The organism is Streptomyces eurythermus (genome assembly GCF_014649115.1).
In the GTDB taxonomy this organism is placed as follows: Bacteria; Actinomycetota; Actinomycetes; order Streptomycetales; family Streptomycetaceae; genus Streptomyces; species Streptomyces eurythermus.
The window spans coordinates 19,859-44,346 of sequence record NZ_BMSK01000030.1 but is presented as its reverse complement, the minus strand read 5'-3'; the positions used below and the strand labels follow the sequence as shown (position 1 = coordinate 44,346).

At 71.8% G+C, this 24,488-nt stretch carries 23 protein-coding genes and 2 pseudogenes; 8 read left to right on the top strand and 17 right to left on the bottom strand.

Going from position 1 to position 24,488, the window contains the following annotated elements; all coding sequences use genetic code 11:
- Nucleotides 1–179 precede the first annotated feature (179 nt).
- Nucleotides 180–593: a winged helix-turn-helix transcriptional regulator gene (locus tag IE251_RS37375; RefSeq protein ID WP_189757397.1), complete on the top strand. Its 414-nt coding sequence runs from the start codon at nucleotides 180–182 to the stop codon at nucleotides 591–593.
- A gap of 418 nt (nucleotides 594–1,011) precedes the next feature.
- On the opposite strand, the gene IE251_RS37370 is transcribed toward IE251_RS37375, so the two are convergent.
- From IE251_RS37370 to IE251_RS37350, 5 genes are all read right to left on the bottom strand, one after another.
- Nucleotides 1,012–1,206, bottom strand: a complete 195-nt coding sequence (locus IE251_RS37370) for a hypothetical protein (RefSeq protein WP_189757396.1) — start codon at nucleotides 1,204–1,206, stop codon at nucleotides 1,012–1,014.
- Between the two features lie 141 nt (nucleotides 1,207–1,347).
- Complete coding sequence (locus IE251_RS42245) at nucleotides 1,348–1,704, bottom strand: Rieske 2Fe-2S domain-containing protein (RefSeq protein WP_350968822.1); 357 nt, start codon at nucleotides 1,702–1,704, stop codon at nucleotides 1,348–1,350.
- Nucleotides 1,705–1,824: 120 nt separating this feature from the next.
- Nucleotides 1,825–2,391 (bottom strand): DUF6817 domain-containing protein, encoded by a 567-nt coding sequence (locus IE251_RS37360; RefSeq protein ID WP_189757394.1) that lies wholly within the window; start codon nucleotides 2,389–2,391, stop codon nucleotides 1,825–1,827.
- A 51-nt stretch (nucleotides 2,392–2,442) separates the two neighbouring features.
- Entirely contained in the window at nucleotides 2,443–3,693 is a 1,251-nt protein-coding gene (locus tag IE251_RS37355; RefSeq protein ID WP_189757393.1) for an MFS transporter, read from the bottom strand.
- A 709-nt stretch (nucleotides 3,694–4,402) separates the two neighbouring features.
- A complete protein-coding gene (locus IE251_RS37350) occupies nucleotides 4,403–4,876 on the bottom strand; it encodes a MarR family winged helix-turn-helix transcriptional regulator (RefSeq protein ID WP_189757392.1) in 474 nt (157 codons plus the stop codon).
- A gap of 146 nt (nucleotides 4,877–5,022) precedes the next feature.
- Between IE251_RS37350 and IE251_RS37345 the strand changes: the two genes are divergently transcribed.
- The 5 genes from IE251_RS37345 to IE251_RS41475 all read left to right on the top strand — a co-directional run bounded on the left by IE251_RS37345 (nucleotide 5,023) and on the right by IE251_RS41475 (nucleotide 8,645).
- Nucleotides 5,023–6,228, top strand: a complete 1,206-nt coding sequence (locus IE251_RS37345; RefSeq protein WP_189757391.1) for an MFS transporter — start codon at nucleotides 5,023–5,025, stop codon at nucleotides 6,226–6,228.
- 68 nt (nucleotides 6,229–6,296) lie between these two features.
- Nucleotides 6,297–6,731 carry a GlcG/HbpS family heme-binding protein gene (locus IE251_RS37340; RefSeq protein ID WP_189757390.1) on the top strand — a complete coding sequence of 145 codons (435 nt, stop codon included), beginning with the start codon at nucleotides 6,297–6,299 and terminating at the stop codon, nucleotides 6,729–6,731.
- A complete protein-coding gene (locus IE251_RS37335) occupies nucleotides 6,728–7,084 on the top strand; it encodes a nuclear transport factor 2 family protein (protein WP_189757389.1) in 357 nt (118 codons plus the stop codon). The genes IE251_RS37340 and IE251_RS37335 overlap by 4 nt, the downstream gene beginning before the upstream one ends.
- 15 nt (nucleotides 7,085–7,099) lie before the next feature.
- Nucleotides 7,100–7,933: an aldo/keto reductase gene (locus IE251_RS37330; RefSeq protein ID WP_189757388.1), complete on the top strand. Its 834-nt coding sequence runs from the start codon at nucleotides 7,100–7,102 to the stop codon at nucleotides 7,931–7,933.
- Between the two features lie 553 nt (nucleotides 7,934–8,486).
- Nucleotides 8,487–8,645: a hypothetical protein gene (locus IE251_RS41475; protein WP_229897103.1), complete on the top strand. Its 159-nt coding sequence runs from the start codon at nucleotides 8,487–8,489 to the stop codon at nucleotides 8,643–8,645.
- 23 nt (nucleotides 8,646–8,668) lie between these two features.
- Here IE251_RS41475 and IE251_RS37320 read toward each other — a convergent pair whose 3' ends face one another.
- On the bottom strand, nucleotides 8,669–9,256 hold the full coding sequence (locus IE251_RS37320; RefSeq protein ID WP_189757387.1) for a hypothetical protein: 588 nt from the start codon (nucleotides 9,254–9,256) through the stop codon (nucleotides 8,669–8,671).
- Between the two features lie 309 nt (nucleotides 9,257–9,565).
- Nucleotides 9,566–9,691, bottom strand: a pseudogene (locus tag IE251_RS41825) (helix-turn-helix domain-containing protein); the annotation flags it as partial.
- A 927-nt stretch (nucleotides 9,692–10,618) separates the two neighbouring features.
- Here IE251_RS41825 and IE251_RS37315 point away from each other — a divergent pair.
- Complete coding sequence (locus IE251_RS37315; protein ID WP_189757386.1) at nucleotides 10,619–11,416, top strand: SAM-dependent methyltransferase; 798 nt, start codon at nucleotides 10,619–10,621, stop codon at nucleotides 11,414–11,416.
- Between the two features lie 800 nt (nucleotides 11,417–12,216).
- On the opposite strand, the gene IE251_RS37310 is transcribed toward IE251_RS37315, so the two are convergent.
- The 4 genes from IE251_RS37310 to IE251_RS37295 form a co-directional block, all read right to left on the bottom strand.
- Nucleotides 12,217–13,305: a serine hydrolase domain-containing protein gene (locus tag IE251_RS37310; protein ID WP_229897102.1), complete on the bottom strand. Its 1,089-nt coding sequence runs from the start codon at nucleotides 13,303–13,305 to the stop codon at nucleotides 12,217–12,219.
- A gap of 1,209 nt (nucleotides 13,306–14,514) precedes the next feature.
- A complete protein-coding gene (locus tag IE251_RS37305; protein ID WP_189757384.1) occupies nucleotides 14,515–16,155 on the bottom strand; it encodes an alkaline phosphatase D family protein in 1,641 nt (546 codons plus the stop codon).
- Nucleotides 16,156–16,784: 629 nt separating this feature from the next.
- Complete coding sequence (locus tag IE251_RS37300; RefSeq protein ID WP_229897101.1) at nucleotides 16,785–17,579, bottom strand: hypothetical protein; 795 nt, start codon at nucleotides 17,577–17,579, stop codon at nucleotides 16,785–16,787.
- A 194-nt stretch (nucleotides 17,580–17,773) separates the two neighbouring features.
- Entirely contained in the window at nucleotides 17,774–18,988 is a 1,215-nt protein-coding gene (locus IE251_RS37295) for an MFS transporter (RefSeq protein ID WP_189757383.1), read from the bottom strand.
- A 54-nt stretch (nucleotides 18,989–19,042) separates the two neighbouring features.
- Between IE251_RS37295 and IE251_RS37290 the strand changes: the two genes are divergently transcribed.
- A complete protein-coding gene (locus IE251_RS37290) occupies nucleotides 19,043–19,786 on the top strand; it encodes an AraC family transcriptional regulator (protein WP_229897111.1) in 744 nt (247 codons plus the stop codon).
- An 80-nt stretch (nucleotides 19,787–19,866) separates the two neighbouring features.
- Here IE251_RS37290 and IE251_RS37285 read toward each other — a convergent pair whose 3' ends face one another.
- The 6 genes and pseudogenes from IE251_RS37285 to IE251_RS37260 all read right to left on the bottom strand — a co-directional run bounded on the left by IE251_RS37285 (nucleotide 19,867) and on the right by IE251_RS37260 (nucleotide 24,411).
- Nucleotides 19,867–20,199, bottom strand: a complete 333-nt coding sequence (locus IE251_RS37285; RefSeq protein WP_189757381.1) for a DUF3140 domain-containing protein — start codon at nucleotides 20,197–20,199, stop codon at nucleotides 19,867–19,869.
- Between the two features lie 6 nt (nucleotides 20,200–20,205).
- The gene (locus IE251_RS37280; RefSeq protein ID WP_189757380.1) at nucleotides 20,206–20,436 is read right to left on the bottom strand and encodes a hypervirulence associated TUDOR domain-containing protein; all 231 of its coding nucleotides are present in this window, start codon (nucleotides 20,434–20,436) and stop codon (nucleotides 20,206–20,208) included.
- 156 nt (nucleotides 20,437–20,592) lie between these two features.
- Nucleotides 20,593–20,756 (bottom strand): annotated as a pseudogene (locus IE251_RS37275) (MerR family transcriptional regulator); the annotation flags it as partial.
- 93 nt (nucleotides 20,757–20,849) lie between these two features.
- A complete protein-coding gene (locus tag IE251_RS37270; protein ID WP_189757379.1) occupies nucleotides 20,850–22,436 on the bottom strand; it encodes an FAD-dependent oxidoreductase in 1,587 nt (528 codons plus the stop codon).
- Nucleotides 22,433–23,161 carry a class I SAM-dependent methyltransferase gene (locus IE251_RS37265; RefSeq protein ID WP_189757378.1) on the bottom strand — a complete coding sequence of 243 codons (729 nt, stop codon included), beginning with the start codon at nucleotides 23,159–23,161 and terminating at the stop codon, nucleotides 22,433–22,435. The genes IE251_RS37270 and IE251_RS37265 overlap by 4 nt, the downstream gene beginning before the upstream one ends.
- Nucleotides 23,158–24,411 carry a lycopene cyclase family protein gene (locus IE251_RS37260; protein WP_189757377.1) on the bottom strand — a complete coding sequence of 418 codons (1,254 nt, stop codon included), beginning with the start codon at nucleotides 24,409–24,411 and terminating at the stop codon, nucleotides 23,158–23,160. Before IE251_RS37260 ends, IE251_RS37265 begins: the two co-directional genes overlap by 4 nt.
- Between the last annotated feature and the right edge of the window lie 77 nt (nucleotides 24,412–24,488).

The window sequence follows — 24,488 nt, the reverse complement described above, 5'->3', positions numbered from 1 at the left end:
GGTGACGTTCTCTCTCGCGGGCGCCGGCGTCGCCCCGCGCGCGGTTCACGCCGGGCCGATGTCCCGCTACGCACCGATGAAGTCGTTACGTACGATTGGTGCGCAACGCCATCGTGCGTCGCCACGGAGAGGTCTACAAAAGGCACACGCGTGTGCGGAACCGGAAAGGCAGGTGCGTCATGCAGGCCGACGCAAAGGACGAGCGGGCCGCCGCACTGTCCGGGCCGTGTGCCCGCTGGCCTGCCGAGCAGGGCGAGACCATCCAGCAGATCGTGGACCGGGCCGGCGACAAGTGGACCGTGCTCGTCATCGGCACCCTGGAGCACGGCCCCCTGCGCTACACCGACCTGCAGAACGCCGTCACCGGCATCTCCCAGCGCATGCTCACCCACACCCTGCGCCAGCTCCAGCGCGACGGCCTGGTCACCCGCACCGCCTACCCCGAAGTGCCCCCACGCGTCGAATACGCCCTGACCGACCTGGGCACCACCCTCCTCGACGCCGTCACCGCCCTCGTCGACTGGGCGGGCACCCACCACGACGAGATCACCGCGAACCGCGCCCGCTACGACAGCGAGGCCACCGCCGGCTGACCTGCGGCGGCCCTTGAACCCACCGAATGCTTCATCCGGCCGCTGAGCCGGCGTGGTCCAGCGTCACGGCGCCCCCGCTGTACGGACCCAGCGCACACGGCCCGGCCGCGGGTACGAGAACCGAGCGTCCTCGTACGCGCGCCGCCGGCTGCCGGGATGGGAGCTGGACCACCTTTGGCAGGTCCTGGCCGTGTTCCAACGTGCGCAGGCCGGTGAGCCCGCGGCCGCCGACCTGCGCGAGCTGCTGGACGGTGTCGGAGGGGGCCTCGACCGCACCGTCGATCACCGAGGATGTGCGGCGCTGCCGGCGCCGGCATTCCGCGTCTCCCCCGCCCTCAGCACCCGAACCCGGAAATCCGCCCCGGCGCACCGCCACGGTGACGGCGGCGGAGCATGGCGGCCCTCCAAAGGTCCGGATTCAGGGGGCGGTGCGGTTCAGGAGCTCCGTCATGTCGTCGGCGGCGGCGGCCAGCAGCAGACCGGCCTGCCGGGGGGTGGCCCTCTCCCGTCCGGCAGCGAAGCTGAGCAGGGGCATGGCGCGCTGGATCGCGGCACGCAGGTCGATGATGTGCTGATCGTGGGTGTCGGTAGCAGGGGCGGGCGGGGTGTCCATCGGTGAGGTCTCCTCAGTACGTGATGCGGGCGACGAGGGCGGTGGCGTTGTCCGCGTACGGGGCACTCCGTTCGCCGCACGGCGTCGCCGACCAGGCGCCCGGCGGCGATGCGCGGGTCGCCGGTGAGGTAGCCGACGAGGTCATGGTCGGCGTCCCGGGCTGGTCCTGCCCGGCGGCAGGGGGGGCACGCGCGTGCACCGCCCGCTCCCCCAGTGAACAGCCAGCCGTGGTACGGGGCACTCCAGCGCTCCGTCGCGGGTCCTGCCGAGCCGCAGCGCGACACCGCGGTGCGGACAGAAACCCTCCGCGACCGTCACGTCCCGCCCGTCGCCGTACACCACCAGTTCCTCGCCCAGGTTGGCGCCGCCGGCGACACCGTCCAGGAAGCCGGCGACCCGGGCCACTGGGAACCAGGTGTGCGCAACATTTCGCAGCCTCCTCGACCTGGTCCGGAAGCCGCGCCGATCCCAGCACCGATTGCCCGGCCGCGGCCACATGCCTCAGCGCCCGCAGCCGGCCGCCCTCCTGTGCGGCAAGACGCCCAAGGGCGTCCACGGCCTCCCACGGAGGCACGTCCGGCCGGACGGACGCCTTGCGGGGCGGGTCGGCGCGGAGACCTATGCCAGCCGTCGGGCGACAGCGTCCTGTGCGGCCGGGGACAGCAGCGAGCCGACCCGTTTGAGGAAGCCGTACAGTTCGGGTCCGTGCTGCCTGGCCAGTTCCGCGTTGTGCGCCAGCACGTCGAGTTCGTTGGCGGCCGTGATCTCGAGAAACGCCCGCAGGTCGCTGGGCGTGGGACGGTGCTCACGGCTGGTGAAGCGGTCCCGGAAGGCGACTACCGTGGTGCCGTCGATGCGCGGGTAGACGGTCGCGCGGTCGCAGCTGGCGTACAGGTAGACCAGCGCCTCCGCCGGTTCGCCGATCAGGGCGACGAGCGTCGCTCGGTCGGTGTGGGGCAGCAGTGATGGTGCGAAGCCGTCGGTTCCGTAGGTCGCATGACAGAGCCCTGCGGTCTGGACGACGGGACTCGCCCCCCATTCGGCCAGCAGCTGCTGAACGCGCCGTAGGTGCTCCAGGAGCGTGCCGCCCGGATGAGGCATCCGGGCGGCTCCGCGGTCGCGCAGAAATGCCTCGATTGCTGCCCGGTGCTTCTCGGCCGGGGACTGTTGCCGGGCTGGTGCCATGGTCGGGTGTCCTCTCAGCGATGGTCTCGGCCGGCCGGTACGTCCTTGTCGTCATGTTGATCGACGGTGGGGCCCTTCGGCGGGCGAGCCCGGCCGGCGGTGTATACGCCGCAGCAGGAGGCCGACTCCCAGCAGCTGAACCAGGATCTGGGTGGCCAAAGCGATGCGGAAGTCTGCAGGGCTGGGGTCCGTGGAGGGGGCGTGTGTGTGGTCGAGCGTAACGCCGATGAGCATCATGGCCAGCAAGGCAGCTATGTAGCCGCCGATGTTGGCGATGCCCGAAGCGGCGCCGACACGGTGCGGCGGGCTGCCGGCGCGCGCGATGTCCAGACCGAATGCCGCAGCCGGGTTGCCCAGGCCGAGGATCGTTGCCAGCAGGAACAGGGCGGGAAGGGGCGCCTGCGCGCCGGGCCACAACAGCACCATGGCCCACGTCAGGGTGGTGGCCGACGCGATGCCGAGCACCATGGGCATGCGCCAGTGGGGACGCCGGCCGGAGATGACGCCGAACACAGGGCCGAGTGCCATGGTCATGACCAGGGGCACCGCGGTCACGTAGCCGGCCGTCGTCTCGGAGAGCCCTTGGCTCTGGGTCAGGAAGGGATAGCCCCACAGCAGGACGAACACCTGGACGGGGAAGTGAACCGTGAACATCAGCCACAGGCCGAGCTGAGTCGTAGGCTGCCGCCACGCCTCGGCCAGGCCGGTTCGCAGAGTGCCGCCTGCGGCGGCGTCGCGTGGCCCGGACAGCGGACTGCCGGGTGGTGTGTCCTGCACGGTCAGCCATACCACGGCGATCATGCACGCGGTCATCAGCGCGATGGAGGAGAAGACAGGCTCCCACCCGAACGCCCGCAGCGCGGCGGACAACGGGGACGCGGCGGCGAGGCCGCCTGCGCTGCCCGCCACGATGGTGACCTGGGCGAGAACGGGAGTACGCGCGGCAGGGAACCACGCGGCGATCAACCGCAGTACGCTGATCATCACCATGGCGTCACCGCAGCCCAGCAGGGCGCGGCCGATCAGCACCGTGGAGAAATTCTCACCGACGGCCACCATCGTCTGCCCGGCTGCCATGACCGACAGACTCGTGGTCAGCATTTTCCGCGGCCCGTAGCGGTCGACGAAGAGGCCGACGGGGATCTGGGTGGCGGCGAAAACGCCGAGTTGTACCGCGCTGAACGTGGCCAGAGCCGTGGCGTCGATTCCGAGGCGGTCTACGGCCATCGGCCCGGCGACGCCGAGACTGCCCCGATTGAAGATGGCGATGACGTAGACCAGCGCGCCGGCCGCCCATGCCACCCAGGCTCGACCGAGGGGTTGAGCGACCGGCTGCACTCCACCTGGCGCCGGTGGCTTCCCGGACTTGGTCACCGCATCACCCGACCAGGTCCCCGCCGGAAGCGATCAGGCCGCGCTTTGCGCGTCGGTGAACTCAACTCTCCTCCCACACAAGGACACCCTGTGGGGCGAGGAGAGCCGCATGCCCTCCGTCCACAGCCATCACCGCCTCCTTCCCGGAAAGGCCGAGCTGACGTCGCTGTCGCCTCATGTTCCCCTGCGAGAACATCCTCGTGCGTTCACCGCCTCGGCCGAAGGCGACAAAGGCCGAAACTCGCTCGCGCAGCGCGTCAAGCTCGGGCGAGTCCGGGCGGGGAGTCATGGCACCGGCATGGGGGATTCTCACGTCGAACACCACCAGGTCCCCGGCCGGCCGCACCTTCGCCCCATTGAGGAACACGCCCTTGTCTGACCGAAAGTGCGGCGATCAAGGTCCGAGGGTTGTGGACCTCATCGGCGTCCGGCCGATCCCTGGTAATAACCCGGCCTTCCGTGGCGACACGAGCGGCAGTCTCCGTGGACTGTGCGAAAGCCGTGGTCACACGACTCCTGTGATGTGAGGGGCAGATGCGCTTCAGTCAGGACCTCGCCGTGCGCGGCCTTCGGGTCCGGCGGCTCGGTGTACCGCAGATCGTCCGGACCGCGCCGTATGCGTTCAGGGCGATGGCCTTCACGCTGTGGCCACCACCGCCGGCGTGCGGATGGCCTCGACCACCTGGACAAGGGGCGTGAGCTGCGGGTTCTCGGCGGCTTCGGTGAGGGCTTCGCGCAGCGCGGCCTCGTTGGTGGGGCGCGCCTCCTCGAGGAGCGTCAGGCCCTCCTGGGAGACGTCGGTGTAGATGCCCCGGCGGTCGGTGGGGCACAGGTAGCGGGCGAGCAGGCCGCGGGTCTCGAGGCGGGTGACCAGGCGGGTCGTGGCGCTCTGACTGAGGACGAGGGCGTCGGCGACCTGCTTCATCTGCAGGTGACCGCCTTCTCCGTCGTGCTGGCGGCTGAGCACGTCGAGCAGGGAGTACTCACGCACGCTCAGGCCATGTCCGGTCTGGAGGGCGTGCTCCAGGTGGGACTCGATCCGACCGTGCAGCAGGGAAAGGGCGCACCAGCCGTGGGCCAGGGCGGTGAGTGCGGGGGCGGTGGCGGTCATCGGGTCTCCTTCGTCGGACCATCCTCCCAATAGTTGCACACGCCGACTAATGCATACCACGGTTGACCCCGTTTGCACTTATCCAGCGCCTGCAACTATTGTTGTGTCACGTAACCGCCGCACGCAATCATCTGGAAGGTACTCCCATGCCCCTCGCGCTCCTGGCCCTTGCCATCGGGGCCTTCGGGATCGGCACCACCGAATTCGTGATCATGGGTGTGCTGCCCCAGGTCGCAGGAGACTTCGGCGTCACCATCCCGACGGCCGGCTATCTGGTCTCGGGCTACGCGCTCGGCGTCGTGATCGGCGCCCCGCTGCTGACGGTCCTCGGCACCCGGGTCTCCCGCAAGAAGATGCTCATGTTCCTCATGGGCCTGTTCATCGCCGGCAACGCCCTCTCCGCCGCCGCCCCCAGCTTCGGCCTCATGCTGACGGGACGGATCGTCGCCTCCCTCGCGCACGGCGCGTTCTTCGGCATCGGCTCCGTCGTCGCCGCCGACCTGGTCGCCCCGCAGAAGAAGGCCTCCGCGATCTCCCTGATGTTCATGGGACTGACCGTGGCCAACATCGTCGGCGTCCCCGGCGGCACCTACATCGGACAGGCCGCCGGCTGGCGCGTCACGTTCGCCCTCGTCGCCGCGCTGGGCGTGATCGGCCTGCTGGGTGTGGCCAAGCTCGTCCCCGAGACCGGCCGCCCGGAGTCGGTGAGCGTCCGCGGCGAGTTCACTGCCTTTCGAAACGTCCAGGTCTGGCTCGCGATGGCGATGACCGTCCTCGGGTACGGCGGTGTGTTCGCCGCGATCACCTACATCACGCCGATGATGACCGAGGTCGCCGGGTACACCGAAGGCGCTGTGACCTGGCTGCTCGTCCTGTTCGGCATCGGCATGTTCCTCGGCAACCTGCTCGGCGGGAAGTTCGCCGACCGCGCCCTGATGCCGATGCTCTTCACCGCGCTCGCCGCCCTCACCGCCGCCCTCCTGCTGTTCACGGCCACCGCGCACAGCAAGATCCTCGCCGCGATCACGCTCTCCCTGATCGGCGCGCTCGGCTTCGCGACCGTGCCGCCGCTGCAGAAGTGGGTGCTCGACCAGGCCGCCGCCGCACCGACCCTTGCCTCCGCCGCAAACATCGGCGCCTTCAACCTCGGCAACGCCCTCGCCGCCTGGCTCGGCGGTGTCGTGATCGCCGCGGGCCTCGGCTTCACCGCCCCGAACTGGGTCGGCGCGATCCTCTCCGGTACGGCGCTGCTGCTCGCCTTCCTCGCGGCCCGCCTGGACCGGCGCACCCGTACGGGGAGCCGCGTGGTCGCCGACTCCACGGCGGCCGAGCCCGCCCCGGCAACGGTCTGACCCGCTCCCAGTCCTGTCCCCGAGTTCCCCCGATAGATCCCCGATACATTCCCGAGAAGGAATTCCTCGTGAGCACCACCACCGCACCGGCCCCTGTCGCCCCGCTGACCACGCGGGACGCCGAGCTGCTGGTCGACTCCGCCCGGCGCGCCGCCGAGGCCGCCGGAGTGACGGTCAGCGTCACCGTCCTGGACGCGGGCGGCCACCTGCTAGCCTTCCGCCGCGACGACCGGGCCGTCCTGATCTCCGGCGAGACCAGCACCCGCAAGGCCTACACCGCCCTCCAGCTGAACGCGCCCACCGCCGACCTCGTCGACGCCGTCCAGCCCGGCGGCCTCTTCCACTCGCTGCCCACCGCCCTCGACAAGCCGTTGCTCTTCATCGCCGGCGGCATCCCCGTCCACCGCGACGGCCGGCTGATCGGCGCGATCGGTGTCGGTGGCGGCGCCCCCGAGCAGGACCACGGCTTCGCCACCGCCGCGCTCGCCGCACTCGCCCGGTGAGCCGCACTCCGCAGGAGGTCTTCGCCGACCACAGCAACCGGCTCGGCACCGGCGACCTCGACCTGATCAGCCAGAACTACACCGAGGACGCCGTCTTCCTCACCCCCGAGGGGACCCTCAGGGGACGCGAGGGAGCACGACGGGGCATCAGCGCCCTGCTCGCCGATCTGCCGGACGCCGACTGGCAGCTGACCCCGCAGTTCGCCGGTGACGTGCTGTTCCTTCAGTGGAGCGCCACCACCGACACCCACGAGGTCACCGACGGCGTCGACACGTTCGTCTTCCGCGACGGACTCATCAGCGCCCAGACCGTCCACTACACCCTGACCCCCCGTACGACCCGTACCGCCTGAAAGGCCACCCGCACCATGGCAACGCACAGCAGCATCCCCACCGTCACCCTCAACAACGGCGTCGAGATCCCGCAGCTCGGCTTCGGCGTCTTCCAGGTCCCCGACGCGGAGACCACCGCCGCGGTGAGCTCCGCCCTGGAGGCCGGCTACCGCAGCATCGACACCGCCGCGATCTACGGGAACGAGTCAGGCGTCGGCCGCGCCCTCGCCGACTCCGGGATCGCCCGCGAGGACCTGTTCATCACCACGAAGCTGTGGAACGCCGACCAGGGCTACGACGCCACGCTCAAGGCCTTTGACACCAGCCTGGCCAAGCTGGGCCTGGACCACGTCGACCTGTACCTGATCCACTGGCCCACCCCCGCCCGCGACCTGTACCGCGAGTCCTGGAAGGCCATCGAGAAGCTCGTCGCCGAGGGCCGGATCCGTGCCGCGGGCGTGTCGAACTTCCAGCCCGACCACCTCAAGCGCCTCCTCGCCGACTCCGAGCTGGTCCCGGCGGTCAACCAGATCGAGCTGCACCCCGGCCTGCAGCAGAGCGAACTGCGCGCGGTCCACGCCGAACTGGGCATCGTCACCGAGGCGTGGAGCCCGCTGGCGCAGGGTGCCGTCCTCAAGGACGAGGCGATCACCACGATCGCGGCCCGCCACGGCAAGTCGCCCGCCCAGGTCGTCCTGCGCTGGCACCTCCAGCTCGGCAACGTCGTCATCCCCAAGTCGGTGACGCCCGCCCGCATCCGCGAGAACCTCGACGTCTTCGACTTCACCCTCACCGACGACGAGATGACCGCGATCGCCGGACTGGACCGCGACCTGCGCACGGGCCCGCACCCCGACCAGCTCAACTGACCCGGCTCCTACCGGCCGGCCCGGGCGGGGCGGCGCCCCTTCGCGCCGCCCCGCCGGGTTGCCCCGGCTCGCGCGGGCGCGGAGGGCAGGTCCCGCCCGCGCGAGCCGTCCCTCCCCGCCTCGTGCGCGCCCCCACCGCTCCTGCCTCCTCGCGACGCTGAAAGACTCCCCTGGCCATGTCCCCCACTCCTACCGCCCTGGACCGGCTCGTGAACCCCGCGGGCCTGCCGACCCTGGGTCTCGAACTGCCCCTCGACAACGACTGGGGCGCCACCCGGCTGCGTGCCGGCCAGGCCGCCGGCAAGCCCTTCGGCGTCCCCGACCTGACCCGCCACACCGAACTGGCCCGCCTCGCCGACACATCGGGTTTCGCGGGCCTGTGGGTACGGGACGTGCCGCTCTACGACCCCGAGCAATTCGGCGACGCCGGCTCGGTCTTCGAGACCTTCACCCACCTCGGGCACCTGGCCGCCGTGACCCGGCGACGGCCGCGACCCCGATCCGGCTCGGCCTGCGCACCGGGAGCCGCGCCCTCGTCGAGCATCTGCGCGCGATGGGCGAACTCGGCGTCGCCCACGTCTCGTTCAATCTCCGCCCGGGCGACCGGCCCGTGGAGGAGGTCCTCCAAGAACTCGCCGAGACGGTACTGCCCCACTTCCCCTCCCCGAACACCACCACCGGGACGGGTGCGGCCGGCGTGCCCGCCTCCTGAGGAAGGCCGCAGCAACTGCCGGGTCAGCGCAGCGGGTCGTACGGCGACAGCTCGATCCCCGCGTCCACCCGCCGGGCGAGACGGGCCGCGATCAAGACCGCTTCTTGCCCTTCGGGTCGACCAGCGTGGCCCCGCCGAGCGATCTGCCGTTCTTGATGATCTCGGTCTCGTTGCCGCTCAGCGCGGAGGGGATGACGGCGGCCCGGGCCCCGTCGTTCTTCGCGCTCCATGACGTTGGGCAAGCCGTCAGGGGCTGTCCGGGCGCACTTCTGCTCCAAGCTCCCCGGAGCGGGGAACAGTTCCTTGAGGGCGGTGCGTGTGCGGCGGCCGTCGCGGTCGCGCTCGACGCGGGGCAGACAGGCCGCGAGGGCCGTCTGCGGCGCATCCATAGGCGCGCTGCGCAGGGTTCGTTCGATGTGACCGTGGAAGTCGCCTTCGTTGTAGTCGGTCACTCGGGTGGGCGCGGGGTTGTCGGCCGCTGTGGTGAGTTCGGCGACGGCGCGGTGGAGCAGTGGCGGTTCGACTGCGGCTTGCTGGTGGTTGGTGATGCGGACGAGTGCGGTGGCTGCCGCCCGAGGTCTTGCGGGGTCGGCCGGCTCGAAGAACGGCACGCGAGGCGTACACCACCGTGCGGTCGGCCGACTTGCTGGCGGCCGCGATGATGCGGGCATGCTCTGCTCCAGTCGGACCTGCGTCGCCCAGTCCGGCCCCGGGGCCGGACGCCCTGGCGGGCGAGTGCTGCGGCTCCTCGCCTTCCTCTGCGGGATCGGGCCGGGACGGCTTGGCAGCCGGATGGTGCCCTTCGTCGGCACGGCGCTTGCCGGCCGGCGATCCACCGCTGCACCGGAGCGGCGGGCCACCCGGCGGAGGACGGCTACCGGCCTGAGTAGGCGGCCGGCCCGAGGCGCCCCTGCGGGTTCTCCCCGCCCCGGTCGGCGCAAGGAGACGCCCGGCTCGGTCAGGACGCGATGGACGAAGCCGTACGACCGGCCGTACGCCTCGGCGCTGGCCCGTATCGACCTGCCGCCCTCGTACTGCTCCTCCATCTCCCGCGCGAGCTTCTCACGCGCCGCACCCGTGACCTGCTCGCCCTTTCGACAGCTCGTCTCCCTCCGTGATCGGTTCTCCGGCTGGCAGCCGCCCTGACGGGAGCGGTCTCCACAGGCACGAGCGCCAGCACGTGTCAGCGTACGGGCATCACCTCCTCGTCAGCGGCCGCGACCAGCTTCGGCGTGCTCCCCCGCGGCCTCGTGCCGCTCGCCGGGGCGTCGGGGGCCACGTCGAGACGGCGCGGTTCCGCGTCAAACGCCACGGCCGGAGATGACCGGCGGGCTCGGACGCGCTGTAGCAGTGTTCCCGAGGCCAGGTCCTCGAGGGACGAGATCCAGCTCTTGGTCGATGTCGTCGACGGCCGGACGCGGCACGGGCACGATGACGAACGTGACAGGCTCAGCCGGGAAGGTGACCCGCGCGGCCGCCACTTCGTGTGGGTCTTCGCGGTCGGCCTACCGGCCGCAGATCCACTCCCACTCCAGCTTGTGGACTCGCGCCTGGGCGGTCGCCGGCTCATACGGCTATTGACTGATGCGGGATTGTGGGGACCGGGTGTCCGGCGGACACCGAAGCGACGCTCGTCGGTGCTGTGGGCGGGGCGGACACGGGCCTCCTGCTCGATAGGCAGGTAGCGAGGGACGGTCCGGCAGCGGCAGGCGCTGCCGGCGGCCACAGAACGCCCCGATGTCACCCTGCAGGCCCACCCCCTGGATGGCCCCGTACATGTCATGTCCGGCAGCCGAGGGTCACTCCGTATCGGGGCGATGTGCCGGAGATCCCTGACCACGTGGTTCGTGAAGGAGAGCTGCCCGGAACCGTCGAGTGCCAAGTAGTCTCCATGTGATGATGGTGTGTCACGTACTTCTGGAACACGCCTGCGTCATCGCCATACACCCTGATGAGTCGAAGGAAGTGCCGGCATGACCGAACCCACGCGTCCGTCCCCCCGGATCGACACGTCCGTTCCTCACAGCGCTCGCGTCTGGAATTACTGGCTGGGCGGGAAAGACCACTACCCGGCAGACCAGGCGGCCGGTGACGCCTACAGCAGCAAATACCCCAATATCGTGCCGTTCGCGGGCGAATCACGGGACTTTCTTCGGCGCACCATCACGTTCCTGGCCCGGGACGCCGGTATTCGTCAGTTCATCGACCTCGGGGCCGGGTTGCCCACGCGCGACAACACCCACGAAGTCGCACAGCGGATCGCGCCCGACTCCCGAGTGGTGTACGTGGATCACGACCCCATCGTGCTGCTCCACGTCCATGCGCTGCTCACCAGCACTCCCGAGGGGGCTACCGCCTACGTGCAGAGCGACATGCGGGATACTGACGCCGTCCTGGACGGCGCGGCCAGGACGCTCGACATGAACAAGCCGATCGCTCTGGTCATCAACGATGTCCTGGGCCACATCGTGGACTGGGACGAGGCGCGCGGGCTCGTACGCAGGCTGGTGGACCGGCTCCCTTCGGGAAGTTATCTCTCCCTGAGCCACTCGACCGCCTCCGACCCGGAACACCAAGTGGTGCAGGACGAATACAACCGGTCCGGGGCCATCCCGTACATTTTCCGTGAACCGTCGGTGGCCGTGGAACTCTTCGAAGGCACGGAACTCGTCGAACCCGGCTTCACCAGTTGGCCTCGCTGGCGTCCCGACGCGAACACCGGCCGCCTGACCGACCGCGCCGGCTGGGGCGGGGTGGCGCGCATCGCGTGAACGCGAGCAGGCCGGAACCCGCGCCGCCTTCCATCAGAAGGCGGCGCGGTATCAAGTAGGCCGGCGGCTCACCCGTGCGGCGGCCCACTCCGGCGCCCATCTGGCATCGATCCTCCTACCGGGTAGCGAGGCATGCTCGCACAACGGTCCAGGCCCCGTCCCGGGGTCTCGGATTCGGCACGCGTCCGTTTTCAGCAGCCCTGTCGACGGGGCAACACCGGTGCGGAGACGAAAGCGTGATCACGCGTCCGAGCGCAGTATCAGAGCGACGTCGCGGCACGCTGTTTCCGCTCCTTCAGGGAGCCGCATGCACAGGGGCACCTGAGCCAGTACCGGGCGAGGCAGGTGCGCCGGTGCCCGCACGCCGGATTGCGCAGGGTCGGTACGCTGTCCCTTCCCCGGTAGCCACCCCGCATTCCGGCCGCCCCGTCACGGCCGGACTCGCCGTCCCCGCCTGGATGCTCCTGTCCGCTTCACGCTGCGCGGCCTGTCCCTGCGCCGCCGCGCCGTCGTCGGACGCCCGGCCCAGATCACCGTACGGCCAGAGGTCCCCGTCCCTGCCCCGGCCCGGACTGCCGACGACCACCCGCACAGCGGCTGCCCCTTCCGGGACTGACTCCGGCCGCTCCGCCTGGCTCTCGCCCCGCCCGTCGGTTCAAGTCTTCGCGTCCCCGGTACTCCTCGTCGTTCAAGGCGGCCCGGGCCGCGACCGCCGCCTCGGCGTCGGCACCCACCCGGACGCGCAGCACATGCCGACCGCGGTGCTCGACCATCCACAGCGGTATGGGCGGTGCTGGGCCTCACGTGGTGAAGGGTCGCGCGTGAGGCGTCACGGCCTGCGACACCGCGGCCAGGAGGGTCTCGACCTCCGCGCCCCAGCGGGAGCTGACCACCAGGTCGCGGGCCGGGTCGACCCACAGCAGATGGCCGCCGCCGTTGCCGCGGGCGCAGCGGCCGGTCGACGGGGCCGCGGGCCAGACCGTACGGTCGTCGTTCAGCCACCAGGACAGGCCGTAGTTGGGCTTGACCCGGCAGGGTGTCCACATCTCCTCGATCCACCGGCGAGAGAGGACCCTCCGGTCACCCCACATCCCGCCGCGCAGACAGAGGTGGCCGATGCGGGCCAGGTCGAGGGCGCTAATCCACAGGCCGCCGCCCCAGTGCGCGCCGCCGGACACCACCGGTACGCGGGTGCCGCCGAGGTCCACGACGGAGTCGGTGTAGCCGTGCCAGGACCAGGACGGTGACGCGCCGATCGCCGTCATGATCCGCTCCCCCAATACCTCCGGCAGGGAGCGCCGCAGCAGCACTGTGAGAGCCAGCGCGGTCAGGTTCACGCGGACGTCGTTGTACGCCCAGCCCTCCCCCGGCGGGCCGCCCGCCGACTCCGTGCCCTCCCGGGTGCTCTGCGCGTCCACCGACGTCGGCTTCCCCCACAGCTCGCCCTCCCACTGGCTGGTCTGCTCCAGCAGGTGGCGCCAGGTGATCGCACACCCGTGCGCGTCCGCGAACTGCGCCAGGTCCAGGGAGGCGGACACCGGCTCGTCCAGCCGTAACAGCCCGTCGTCGTAGGCGATCCCCGCCACCAGCGACAGCACACTCTTGGTCGCGCTGTACGCCATCTCCTCCCGCGTCGGGTCCCCCCACGCCGCGATCACCGTGCCGCGCCGCACGACGACACCGCTGGCACCCTGCCCGTTCAGCAAGGGGCCGACTACCTCCCGGTGAGAAGCGTCCGACACCTGCGCCGCCAAATAGGACGCCATGTCATCCACCCCGGGCACGGGCCGCTCGGACTGCTCGCGGGCGGCCCGTGCCAGACCGGCCGCGTCCACGCCCTCCCACGGATCGCCGAGGACAGCGCCCTTCTCCAGAACCTCCAGGTCCACGCCCATTCCGAACCCCCACGGTTGCCCGGTTACGTATCCACCCGACACCAGAATGCGTCGATCAAGAAGAGCCTTGTACCGGCGACCACACGCGTCAACCGCACGCCGACCCGACCGGCAGCACCCCGGCCTTCCTCTTCAACTGGGTCATCCCGATATGTTCCGTGTGATACGCCCTCCCCTTGCTGCTCCGGCAGAATGTGCGGGTACTGGACGGCCAACCTCTTCGGTGGTGACGGCAGCGTGCTGTCATCCAAGGAGGACGCAGCCGACGCAGTGGGCGCCGCGCTCGGACGCGTCACGGAACTGGCGGGCACGGCGCGGCAGATGACGCAAGCGGCACAGGGGAAGCCCTCGGTATGCCGCAGACCGCCGTCTCCCGTCCGGGGAATCGCGGGGCCGCGCAGCGGACTCCCCCACACCGACACGACCGTCTCCGCCTGCGCACCCATCAGGCCGCATCCGAGATTCCCGCCGGCAGACCAGGTGCCCTGGGCCCGCGTTCGCGTCGGCGGCGCCGTCGATGGCGATCTGCCGCGTCCTGGGCGACCACGGCTTCGCCGGGGAGGAGTCACGGCGGATCGTACCCGGTGAGTCCAGCCGGGAGGAGAGCGCGTGGGCATGCGCCGGCATCCGCTCGTACATGGCGAACACCATCGCGCTCGGTGTGCTGACGCTGCTGGAACATCCCAGCGCCCCCCGAGGAGTCGGGGCCGGGATTCGGTACTCGTCTCCGGTATGGCGGAGGAGCTGCTGGACCTGCTGTCGAGCGCCGACGGGGTGTTGCGGTCCGCCGCCCGGGCCGCGGAGGTCGCCAGGCAGACCGTGACCACCATCGCCGACAGCCGGGTCACGGCCGTCATCAGCGATCCGCACACCCTCGACCCGCACCGCTCGGCCCGTCGTCATCGTGCCTTCGGCTACGGCATCCACCCCCTGCGGTGCCGCCGGGCCCCCACCCCCCTCATCCCGCTCGTCTATGCCGCGCCGGCACCGGCCGATCTCACCCCCAGCCGTGACCGGGGCAGGTCCTGTGCCCGCATCGAGGAGTGGCCGGTGCCCGCGTACGGCCCGGGTTCCGGCGACAGGGTAGTGAGTGGTTCCCGTCCTTCCCGATGTCGCGCGGCAGACGGGAGGTTGGCCGCAGGGCCGGGGGCGTTCGCGTCGGGGGCTCGGGTGGGGTTGTGTGCCTCGCTGCCGTGTCGGGGGTCAGGCCGGCTTGAGGCCTGGGGCGCCGGCTTCCGTGATGAAGGACGCCGCGGTCGTGACGGGTGCGCCGGGCCTGGTGACGTAGGGGACGGTCTTGAAGTCGGCGCGGGCCGCTTCCTGGCCGAGTGTGACGGTCACGTAGCCGCGCCGTCCGTTGTAGAACTTCATGTGCGGGTTGGCCGCGAGGTAGGTGGCCCAGTTGCCCGGCCGGTCCGCTCCGTCGCGTCCGCTGGTGATGGACGTGGTGACGATCTCCGTGCCCACGGTCCGGGATGCGGGGTCGTCGAAGTCGCGCTTGATGTCGAACGCGTAGTGCACGTGCACGTCTCCGGTGAGGACCATGAGGTTCTCCACGCCGGCGGCCTCGGCCCCCGCCAGGAGCCGCTCGCGGGAGGCCGGGTAGCCGTCCCAGGAGTCCATGGAGACCTTGGAGGGTGTGGCGGTGGTGTTGTACCGCCGGGAGAAGGTGACCTGCTGCGGTACGACGTTCCACAGCGCCCGCGAGGCATGCCAGCCGTCGATCAGCCAGCGCTCCTGCGTGGCACCGGTGAGCGTGCGCGCCGGGTCCTCGGACTCCGGGCCGGGGTACTGCCAGCCGTCGCCGTAGGCCTGGTCCGAGCGGTACTGACGGGTGTCCAGGACGTCGAACTGGGCGAGCCGTCCCCAGTGCAGGCGGCGGTAGAGCCGCATGTCGGAGCCGGTGGGCAGCTGGGGCCGGCGCAGCGGCTGGTTCTCCCAGTAGGCGCGGTAGGCGGAGGCGCGGCGCAGCAGGAACTCCTCGGAGGAGCCGCCGTCCTCCGGGGTGTCATCGGCGTAGTTGTTCTCCGTCTCGTGGTCGTCCCAGGTGACGACGAAGGGGTGTGCGGCGTGCGCGGCCATCAGGTCCGGGTCGGACTTGAACAGGGCGTAGCGCAGCCGGTAGTCCTCCAGCGTCACCGTCTCGCGGTTGTAGTGGGACGGCAGGGTGCGGTCGGTGTACTTGCGGTCGTTGCCGGTGGCGTTGACGGCGTACTCGTACAGGTAGTCGCCCAGGTGGAAGACGACGTCCACGTCGTCCTCCGCGAGGTGGCGGTAGGCGGTGTAGTAGCCGTCGGCGTAGGCCTGGCAGGAGACGGCACCCAGGGTGAGCGCGGCGGGGCGGGTGCCGGGCAGCGGGGCGGTGCGGGTGCGGCCGGTGGGGCTCAGCCACGCGCCGGCCCGGAAGCGGTAGAAGAACACGCGGTCCGCCGGCAGGTGGGGCACCTCGACGTGGACGGTGTGGCTGAACTCGGGGTGTGCGGGCGCGGTGCCGCGCCTGACGATCCGGCGGAAGTTCGCGTCGTGGGCCAGTTCCCAGTGCACGGTGACGCGCTGCGCGGGCAGTCCGCCGTCGGGCTGGTACGGCTGCGGGGCCAGCCGGGTCCACAGCAGGACGGAGCCCGGAAGCGGGTCGCCGGAGGCCACGCCCAGCGTGAAGGGGTCGTCAGTGATTCTCCGGGCGTCGAGCTCGGAGGCGGCGGCCGTACCGGCGGCGGGCAGGTTCACGGCGAAGGCGAGCGCGGCGGCGGCGCCGGTGACGGTGAGGAAGCGGCGCCGGCCGAGGTGCCTGGCGGCGGCGCGCAGTTCGGGGGCGTGCTGGGACGGGCGTGCTGCGGGTGTCATCCGGTCTCTCCCCTGTCGCGGTCGGTGCAGGGGCAGTTGACAGGGCCGTGACCACGACGACGGGGCAGAAGGCTGGCAGGCTCATGACGCTCATATGACGGAAGCATGCGTTCCGGCACCGGGCGCACCACCTCGCTCTCACGTGCCGCCGTCGCAACCGGTGCCGGCTCCGCCACCGGGCTCGCGGTCGCCGCCGTAACGGCGACCGTCTGCCACGAGGCAGCCGATGGCGCGGCCCCGGCCACCGCGAAGGACCGGTGGCCTGGCCGCGCGGCCCGGTGTTCCCGGTGCCCGCGGCCGACTCCCGATCTTCTTCTCCCGTGGCTGGTGCGGTCGGCAGTGGTCGCGCGGACAGCGCCGGCGAGCAGCACGGTCGGCTCGTGGCCGTGGGCGACGATGGTCCACCGGCGGTCCCGGCGGCGAGTCGCAGCCGCAGGCCGGGGCCGCCCACCAGGCCACACCGGCCCGCACGGCCCACAGCGGCAGCGCCCTCGGGAAGCAGTTCATCGCCGCCGCGAAGGGCCGGTCCCGCTCCCCCCGGTGACTTGGCTCCGACGGGGTACCGGCCCTCGCGCGTTCGCGGCTCGGCTCGGGTATCCCGGTGGAAGGAGGCGGCCGCCGACTCGGCGTCAGTGGTCGGACATGGCCTCGTCCGACGAGGACGATGCCTCCAGGATCGTCTCGACCTCGGGCGAGGCCCGCCGCGCCTTGCCCGATCGGACGCGCTTCTCATGCTGGGCTCCGCCGATACGGGCCTGTGGGAAGTCGTTGAGGAACTCCGGTGCCTCGTGTTCCGGGTTGGCCTGCCGGCGGAGCGCGCTGCGGATGTGCTTGATCGCTCCCGGCTCGCGCACCTCTTCGGCTTTGGCGATGCCCATGAGCATCGCCGCCGCCCGGCACTGCTCGTCGCTCAGCTGGTCGATCTGCTCTTCGCTCAGCTGACCCCCCTTCAGCGCCTCGACCAGAATGTCGAAATGCTCGGCGTCGAGTGCGGGGATCAGGCCGTCGAACTGGTTCTGTCCCTCGCGGACATAGCGGTCGTCGCCCTGGGTTCCCGGATACTGCTCCCTGTTGCTGCTGATGAACGGAGCCCCTCCGCGCCCGGGGCGTTCGTTGTACGGCCCGAACGGGGTCTGGTGCGTGGTGAAGCTCGCCGCCGGCTGGGTACCGCCGCGGTTGTCGGCGCGCTTGGCCCAACGCTCTCGCCGAGCGTTGGCCTTTTCGCGTTCCTCGTCGGTCACCCGCTGCACGCGCGCGGCGGCGACAGCGTTCCCCGCCGTACGTTGGACGGCCATGAGGGACGGCTGCCCCACCTGGCGATTCCCCAAGAAGGGCGCCGCTTCGGTGCTCTGGGGCGCTGAGGTCCGGGGCGGCAGGGCCTTCTCTTCCCGCTCGCCACGTTCCTTCTTCCTGTCAAGTCCCAAGACTCAGCCGCTCCTTGTAGTGGGGCCGGTCAGCCGGGTGCGGTACCCGGCCCCGAACCGTTCCGTCAGTCGCCTTCGACGGTATGCGCAGCGGAGGCGTCCGTGCACGTTCATCAGCGAAAACCGGCGGCCTCTTCTCTCTTCGCGCGCGGCCCCGATCTGACGGGTGATGACGGCCTCGTCGTAGGGAGTGGTCATCGGGAGTCGGCAGGGGTGGGATCGGTGGCGGCAGCGGCGGCGCCTTCTTTCGTAGGGGCCTCGGGCCGAAACCGCGGCACGTCCGGTTCGGGCAGGGTGCGAAAGAGCAGCCAGCTCAGCACGGGCATCAGGACGAGAGGTGCCAGGGCGGTGTGCAGGGACGTGGCGTCGGCGAGGCTGCCGAGGGCGGGGCCGGCCAGGCCGCCGATGCTGACGGCCAGGCCGAGGGTGATCCCGCCGGCGGTGCCGACACGGGACGGCAAGTAGTCCTGGCCCAGCGTGACTTGCAACGAGAAGGGCACATACAGGCCGCCCGAGGTCAGTGCCACGAACACGTAGAGGGCCGGGCCGGGCACCCACACCACGCCTGCGATGGCCGCGGCCGTGATCAGGTACGACCAGCGCGAGACCGTCACCCGGTCCCAGCGGGCGGCCAGGGCCCCGCCGAGCACCGAGCCGATCGCGCCGCCGAGGTAGAGCACGGTCAGGGCCGCGGTGCCCGCGGCCGTGCCGCCGCCCAGGCGCTGGCGGGCGTACAGCGAGAGGAAAGTGCTCAGACCGATGAACGCGATCGACCGGAAAACGACGGCCAGTGACAGCTTCACGAAGGAAGCGGTGTCGTCGTTTCCGGCGGGCCTCGTCATGCGGGACCCGGTGGCCTGCCCGCGCCGCAGGGCGCGCACGACGGGCAGGCACATCGCGGTACCGGCGAGGGCCGGCACCACCAGCAGGGGTGTCCGGCTCAGTCCTCCGGTGGCCGTCACGGCGGCGACCAGGGGCGGGGCCAGCGCGAAGCCGATGGTGCCGCCCGTCGAGAACCAGCTCATGGCGCGGTGGCTGCCCTGGCCGGCGATGCGGGCGACGCGGGCGGATTCGGGGTGGTAGGCGGCCACGCCGAGCCCCGATATCGCGACGAATGCGAGGGTGAGCGGGTAGGAGCCGCTGAGGCCGCTCAGCGCGATACCGACCCCGCCGAGGAACGTGCCGACCGGCAGCAGCCAGGGCATGGCCCAGCGGTCGGTGAGCGCGCCGAACACCGGCTGCGCCACCGAGGACAGCAGCGAGGCGGCCAGCACGATGCCCGAGGCGACCGAGTAGGTGTAGGCGCGCTCGGCGATGAAGAAGGGCACCAGGGCCGCCACGGCACCTTGGTAGATGTCGACACACGCGTGACCCACGGCCAGCAGAATGATCGATGTGTTCCTTCGCATCCCGTCATGTTCCGGGCCCGGCATCGTGTCGCGCTTCCGATAAACTGCCACATGATGACGGAAGTCCGCCACGATCCCGTAGCCCCGACCCGCACCCAGTCGCTGGCGTCCGGCGGCTCGATCGGTGCCCACAGGCACGACGATCACCAGATCGTCTATGCGGGCCGCGGTGTGCTGGCCGTCACGACCAGCGAGGGATCCTGGGTCGCCCCGGGCACGCGTGCCATCTGGGTGCCCGCCGGCACCGTGCACGCGCACCGGGCCTACGGCGAACTCGACCTGCACCTGGTAGGGCTGCCCGCCACCGAGAACCCGCTCGGTCTCGACGCTCCGACCGTGCTGGCCGTCAGCCCATTGCTGCGCGAACTGATCATCGCCTACACCCGCGTCGAGGACGACGACAGCCCCGAACGGGCCCGCCTGCGCGCCGTGCTCCTCGACCAGCTACGGGCATCCCCCCAGCAGCCGCTGCACCTGCCCACCCCCACCGCACCCCTGCTGCGCACGCTGTGTGACATCCTGCGGGCCGCCCCGGGCGACGGCCGCACCCTCGCCGAACTCGGCCGCGAGGTCGGGGCGAGCGACCGTACCCTGTCCAGGCTGTTCCGCAGTGATCTCGGCATGACCTTTCCGCAGTGGCGCACACAACTCCGTCTCCAGCACGCGCTGGTCCTCCTGACCGAGCGGATGCCGGTGACCGCGGTGGCACACCAGTGCGGGTGGTCGTCCACCAGCGCCTTCATCGATGTCTTCCGCCGCACCTTCGGCCACACCCCGGGCTCCCACCCGGCGGGCTGAAGGATCCTGTCAGCGGCTCACACGATGAGCCGAGTTGTCACCGGGTCTCGGGTGCCACGAGCCCACCTCACCGTCAGCCGTCAGGCCAGCGGGTCATGGCCCCAGTTCATCAGGGAGTGCCGCCAGCGGGTGTCCCGTACGTCTCCCGACGGCCGTTGGGCCAGGTGGCGGCGGATGTAGCCCACCACCTTGCGCATGTGCAGATAATCGTCGTCCGTGAGGTCGCTCTTCCTTGCCCGCAGGATCTGCGTGATGCGCCGGCCGGAGGCGTGCCCGGTGGACTCCCCTCCCCCTTTGTGCTGCCCGGCGGCGCGGGACTCCTCCGACTCCAGCCACGTGTCCAGCTCGGCCGGTGTCATGTTCACCAGGTCCCGGAAGCCCTTCCAGATCTCCTTGCGTTCCTCGTCGTCCACGCCGCCTCACTTCTTCTTCCTCAGCGCGGACGGCTTGTGGACCGCGGGCCTGCCGGACTTGTCGCTGCGGACCTGGTACTGCGGTGCGTCCGGTGACGCGTCCACCGTGCGGCCGGCCGCCTCGGTACGTTCCGTGATCTTCTTCTCCACGTCGCCCTCGGCCTGGCCGCCGTGGCTCTTCCAGGCCACCTTGTCGCCCTTCTCGAGCTCCCTGCCCTCGTCACGGTTCTTCGCCATCGAGCATCTCCTTCGCGGACGGCGGGACTGCTCCTCCAGCGTGAGGCCACCAGGCCCTGCTCGCAGCGGCAGGGCGTCCACCCTGTCCCGGAGGCGGTCCGGAGCGGTGTCGGCTACGGCTCCACGCTGGACAGCCGGGAGCGATCCGACAGGGCTTCAGGTGTGGGCGGTCGGAGTGTTCTGCTCCAGGCGGGCGCCCAGGGTTGCGGCGAAGTCCTCTGCACGGGCCAGCTGGACACGCGCTTCTCCACCTGCTCGGCCACGGCCCGCTCGTAGGTCCGTACGCGCTCCAGCAGGGCCTCGCGCTCGTCGGCGTCGAGAGCCAAGCGGGTCGCCCGCCTCGCCCACGTCACCGACCCCGACCATCGCGCAGGACCCCGGCCGCTTGCCCGGGGTCCTGTGCCGTTCTCCCGTCACGCGCGTCCCACCGCTCGTTCGCGGGCGGCGGGCGGGCGCCCCCACGTGGCCAGGGCCCTGAGGAGGGCGCTGCGCCCCCGGTCCGGCACCGTCCACAGTGTCTGGCCCCGTACACCCCACCGCTCCAGCAGGGTGTTGGCCGCGAGGAAACCGCTCGTGGCGGCCCGTTCCATGAGGGCCACGGGCAGGCCGGTGCGGACCAGGTCGCCCGCCACGACCAGCCGGGGGTGCGGGGTGCGGACGGTGGGGCGGTCGCCGTAGCCGCCCACCGGGAACAGGGGGCAGTCCTCGTGCCACTCGTGACGGGCGTCGAGGACCGTCGCCGTGCCGGTCTCCGGGTAGACGCGGCGCAATTGTTCGAGCAGACGCTTCTCTTCGACGTCCCGAGCGGCTCCGGGCGGTACGGCGTAGGCGTGCAGCTCGACGACGGAGCCTCCGGTGCGCGCGCTCCAGCGGGCCGCCTCGTCCTCGTGGCGTTCCAGCACGCTGATGTTGTCCAGGGTGCCGAAACCGCTGGTCCCGAGGAAGCCGGGCCGGTCGCGTGCGACGGGCCGGTCCAGCCACAGCCGGCTGACCAGGAACGGCGGGGCGGTCCGCAGCCGTCCGATCCGCTCGCGCCAGGCCGCGTCGCCCAGCTCTCCGCAGCGGCCGGCCAGTGAGCGCAGCCCTGCGGTGTCGAGGGCGAGGACGACCCCGTCGTAGCGGCGCTCGTCGCGGCCGGTGGCGACCACGAAGCCGCCGTCCCGGGTGGGCGCGATGTGCTCGACGGCTGTTCCGGCGCGCACCTCGGCGTGGTGCCGGGCCAAGTGGCGGGCGAGCGGATCCCACAGCGCGGCCGGGAAGGGGGCGCGGGGCACGTCGAACAGCAGTCCCTCGGCGGAGCCCAGGAAGTAGATGTGGAACATCAGCGCCATCTCGGCCGCCGACAGCTCCCGGGGATCGGCGAAAAAGCTGCGGGAGAACACCTCGAAGGCCAGGTGGCGGGCGCTTTCGGGGAAGCCCACGGCGTCCAGGAGGGCGTGGGCGCTGGTGCCGTCCAGACGGTCGTACACCTCCGGCACGCGCACGTCGAGCAGGGGCAGGGCGGCCCGCGGGTTCATCGCGCGCAGGTCCGCGAATCGGAAGGAGGGACTGAGCGCGACGAAGCCGAGCGCGCTGAGCGGCGGGGTCCGAGGGACGTGCCGGAAACTGTCGCGCAGGCCGGTGGCGTGGCGCAGCGGGTAGTCCGGAAGGCCGGTGAGCCGCTCCAGGCCGGGGTCGGTCCGGCGCAGCAGCCCGCGCAGGTTGTAGTACTGGCGGAAGAAGGCGTGGAAACCGCGGCTCATGGTGACCGTGGTGCCGTCGCGTAGTTCCACCGGCCATCCGCCGACCCGTCCGCCGAGGTAGGGCCGCTTCTCGTACAGGGTGACGCTCACCCCGCGTTCGGCGAGGACGGTGGCGGCGGCCAGGCCGGCGATGCCCGCGCCGACCACCGCCACCGACGGCGGGGCGCCCTGCACGCGGGGGGCGCCGGGCCGGGCGGGCAGGACGCGGGCCCGCCGGTCACGGCCCGGGCGCGCGGCGCGCCGGCCCGGGGTCCTCATGCGTCCCCCTTCGGGGCGTGCGCCCGGCGGGCGACGAAGGTGTGGGTGATGCCGGTCTGCCAGCCCGGCAGCGGCAGGGCGCGGACCTGGTCGAAGCCTGCCGCGCCGAGCCGCCGCGCGAACCGTCCGGCGGTGTCGAAGTCCACGACGCTGCGCCACAGGTGCCGGTACAGCGGCCCGTCCCCCAGCAGGGTCGCGGCGGGTTGTACGACACCCCGGCACACCAGGGTCCACACCGCGCGGTCCGCGCGCCGCCCGCTGAGGGTGTACTCGTGCACGCCGAGCCGGCCGCCGGGGCGCAGCAGTCCGCGCACGGTGGCGAGCACGGCGTCGGGGTCGGTGACGTTGCGGAGGAGATAGGCCGCGAACACCGCGTCGAACGGGCCGGACACCCCGGCCTCGCTCAGCCGCTCGGCGGGGGCGTGCACGAAGGTCACCGTGTCCGCCCACGGTTTGGCCGCGGCCCGCCGGAGCATGCCGGCGGAGGCGTCCACGGCGGTGACGCGGGCGGCGGGCAGGACGGACCGCAGCGCGGCCGTGGAGGCGCCGGTACCGCAGCCGAGGTCGAGCAGGCGCAGCCCCCGGCCCTTGCCGGGCAGGCCGAGCCGGCGCACCGAGCGGCGCAGGTGGGCGTGGTAGCCGGGGTTGGCGGCCACGAGCGTGTCGTAGCCGCGGGCGGCGTGGTCGAAGGCGGCGGCGAGTCGCTCGTCGCGCAGCAGTGTCATGCGGTCTCCGTCGGGGGAAGGCGCGGGGTGGCCCGAAGCGCCGGCGGACGCGGTGCCGGGGGCAGGTCGTGGGGGCGGCGGGGCAGGCGGGGCAGTTCCAGGGCGGAGCGCAGCATCGGTCCGACGGGGGTGCGCAGGCCGATGGACAGGTCCTCGTGCGGGCGGGTGTCCCCGTCGAGGAAGCGCAGCAGCCGTGTCATGGGCACGCGGGTGAAGAGGCGGCCGAACAGGTCCGGGCCGTCGGCCCGGCCGCTGTCCAGGGCGCGCAGCAGGACGGCGTCCATGGCGCGGTGGCGCGCCGGGTGGGCGGCGGGCGGCACGGGGCGGCGGCCGCGGCGCAGGGCGGCGGCGACGGCCCGGGTCTGGCGTTGCAGTCCGGCGAAGGTGTAACCGGTGGCGGGGCGGGTCGCTCCGCCGGCGGCGCCGACGCGGAAGACCGAGGCCCCGGTCTGCCGGGCGATCGGCGCGTCGGTCATCGGGATGACACCGGTCTCGGTGGCCAGGACCTGCCGTTCGCCGAGCCGCAGCACCTCGTCGGCGTAGTGCCGCACGGCGGCCTCGTAGCGGTCCGGTTCGAGGATGCGCCGGGAGAACTCGGTGTACTCCACGAGCGCCTCGTACGGCCCGGTCGGCAGGACGTAGCCGAAGGACAGGCCGTGGGCGGGCTGCGGGGTACGGAAGTCCATCAGTTCGACGGCGGACGGGTCGAAGACGGGCCGGGCGGTGCGCACGAACCAGCCGTGGAAGTGCTGGAACAGGGTGGTACGGGCGGCCGGGAGGCTGCCCGGGGGGCGGGAGTCGAACACCCAGCGGGCGCTGAGCACCCGCGTCCGGCCGTCGGTGTCCCTCAGGTGGACGTGCGCGCCGCCGGGCACGTCCTCCACCGTGCCGACGGTCGCTTCGAGGCGCCGCACGTTGGGGCTGCGGGCCAGGTCCCGGGAGACGAGGCGCTCGAAGTCGTCGGAGCGGATCATGCGGTACCGCAGCGGGTCGATGTCGCCCTCGCCCGGGGCGCCGGTGCGCGGGCGCACCCTCAGCCGCCGCCACTCGGCCCGCACCGCCGCGTCGAACCGTCCCGGTCCCGCCGCCCAGTAGCACCAGGTCCGCGGGGGTGGCCGTAGCGGGCCGGGCGGCGCGTCGACCAGCACGACGGACGGTGTCCGCAGGCCGGGGACGTGTCCGGCGAGCCGGTGGGCCAGCGACAGCCCGGCGGCGCCCGCGCCCACGACGGCCACGTCCGTGTCCGGCACGGCGCCTCCTCTCCTCGGTGTCCTTCCTCCGGTCGCGGACCGTCGCGGCGCCCGACGCGTGCCCGGTCCGGCCGTCG

Bases quoted from the DNA above. Each gene is read 5' to 3' on its own strand.
- IE251_RS41475 (WP_229897103.1), top strand. From the start codon at position 8,487: ATGGGCGAACTCGGCGTCGCCCACGTCTCGTTCAATCTCCGCCCGGGC.
- IE251_RS37280 (WP_189757380.1), bottom strand. From the start codon at position 20,436: ATGGCGAAGAACCGTGACGAGGGCAGGGAGCTCGAGAAGGGCGACAAG.
- IE251_RS37370 (WP_189757396.1), bottom strand. From the start codon at position 1,206: ATGGACACCCCGCCCGCCCCTGCTACCGACACCCACGATCAGCACATC.
- IE251_RS37345 (WP_189757391.1), top strand. From the start codon at position 5,023: ATGCCCCTCGCGCTCCTGGCCCTTGCCATCGGGGCCTTCGGGATCGGC.
- IE251_RS37315 (WP_189757386.1), top strand. From the start codon at position 10,619: ATGACCGAACCCACGCGTCCGTCCCCCCGGATCGACACGTCCGTTCCT.
- IE251_RS37290 (WP_229897111.1), top strand. From the start codon at position 19,043: ATGACGGAAGTCCGCCACGATCCCGTAGCCCCGACCCGCACCCAGTCG.
- IE251_RS37330 (WP_189757388.1), top strand. From the start codon at position 7,100: ATGGCAACGCACAGCAGCATCCCCACCGTCACCCTCAACAACGGCGTC.
- IE251_RS37295 (WP_189757383.1), bottom strand. From the start codon at position 18,988: ATGCGAAGGAACACATCGATCATTCTGCTGGCCGTGGGTCACGCGTGT.
- IE251_RS37305 (WP_189757384.1), bottom strand. From the start codon at position 16,155: ATGACACCCGCAGCACGCCCGTCCCAGCACGCCCCCGAACTGCGCGCC.
- IE251_RS37360 (WP_189757394.1), bottom strand. From the start codon at position 2,391: ATGGCACCAGCCCGGCAACAGTCCCCGGCCGAGAAGCACCGGGCAGCA.
- IE251_RS42245 (WP_350968822.1), bottom strand. From the start codon at position 1,704: ATGTGGCCGCGGCCGGGCAATCGGTGCTGGGATCGGCGCGGCTTCCGG.
- IE251_RS37350 (WP_189757392.1), bottom strand. From the start codon at position 4,876: ATGACCGCCACCGCCCCCGCACTCACCGCCCTGGCCCACGGCTGGTGC.
- IE251_RS37270 (WP_189757379.1), bottom strand. From the start codon at position 22,436: ATGAGGACCCCGGGCCGGCGCGCCGCGCGCCCGGGCCGTGACCGGCGG.
- IE251_RS37265 (WP_189757378.1), bottom strand. From the start codon at position 23,161: ATGACACTGCTGCGCGACGAGCGACTCGCCGCCGCCTTCGACCACGCC.
- IE251_RS37375 (WP_189757397.1), top strand. From the start codon at position 180: ATGCAGGCCGACGCAAAGGACGAGCGGGCCGCCGCACTGTCCGGGCCG.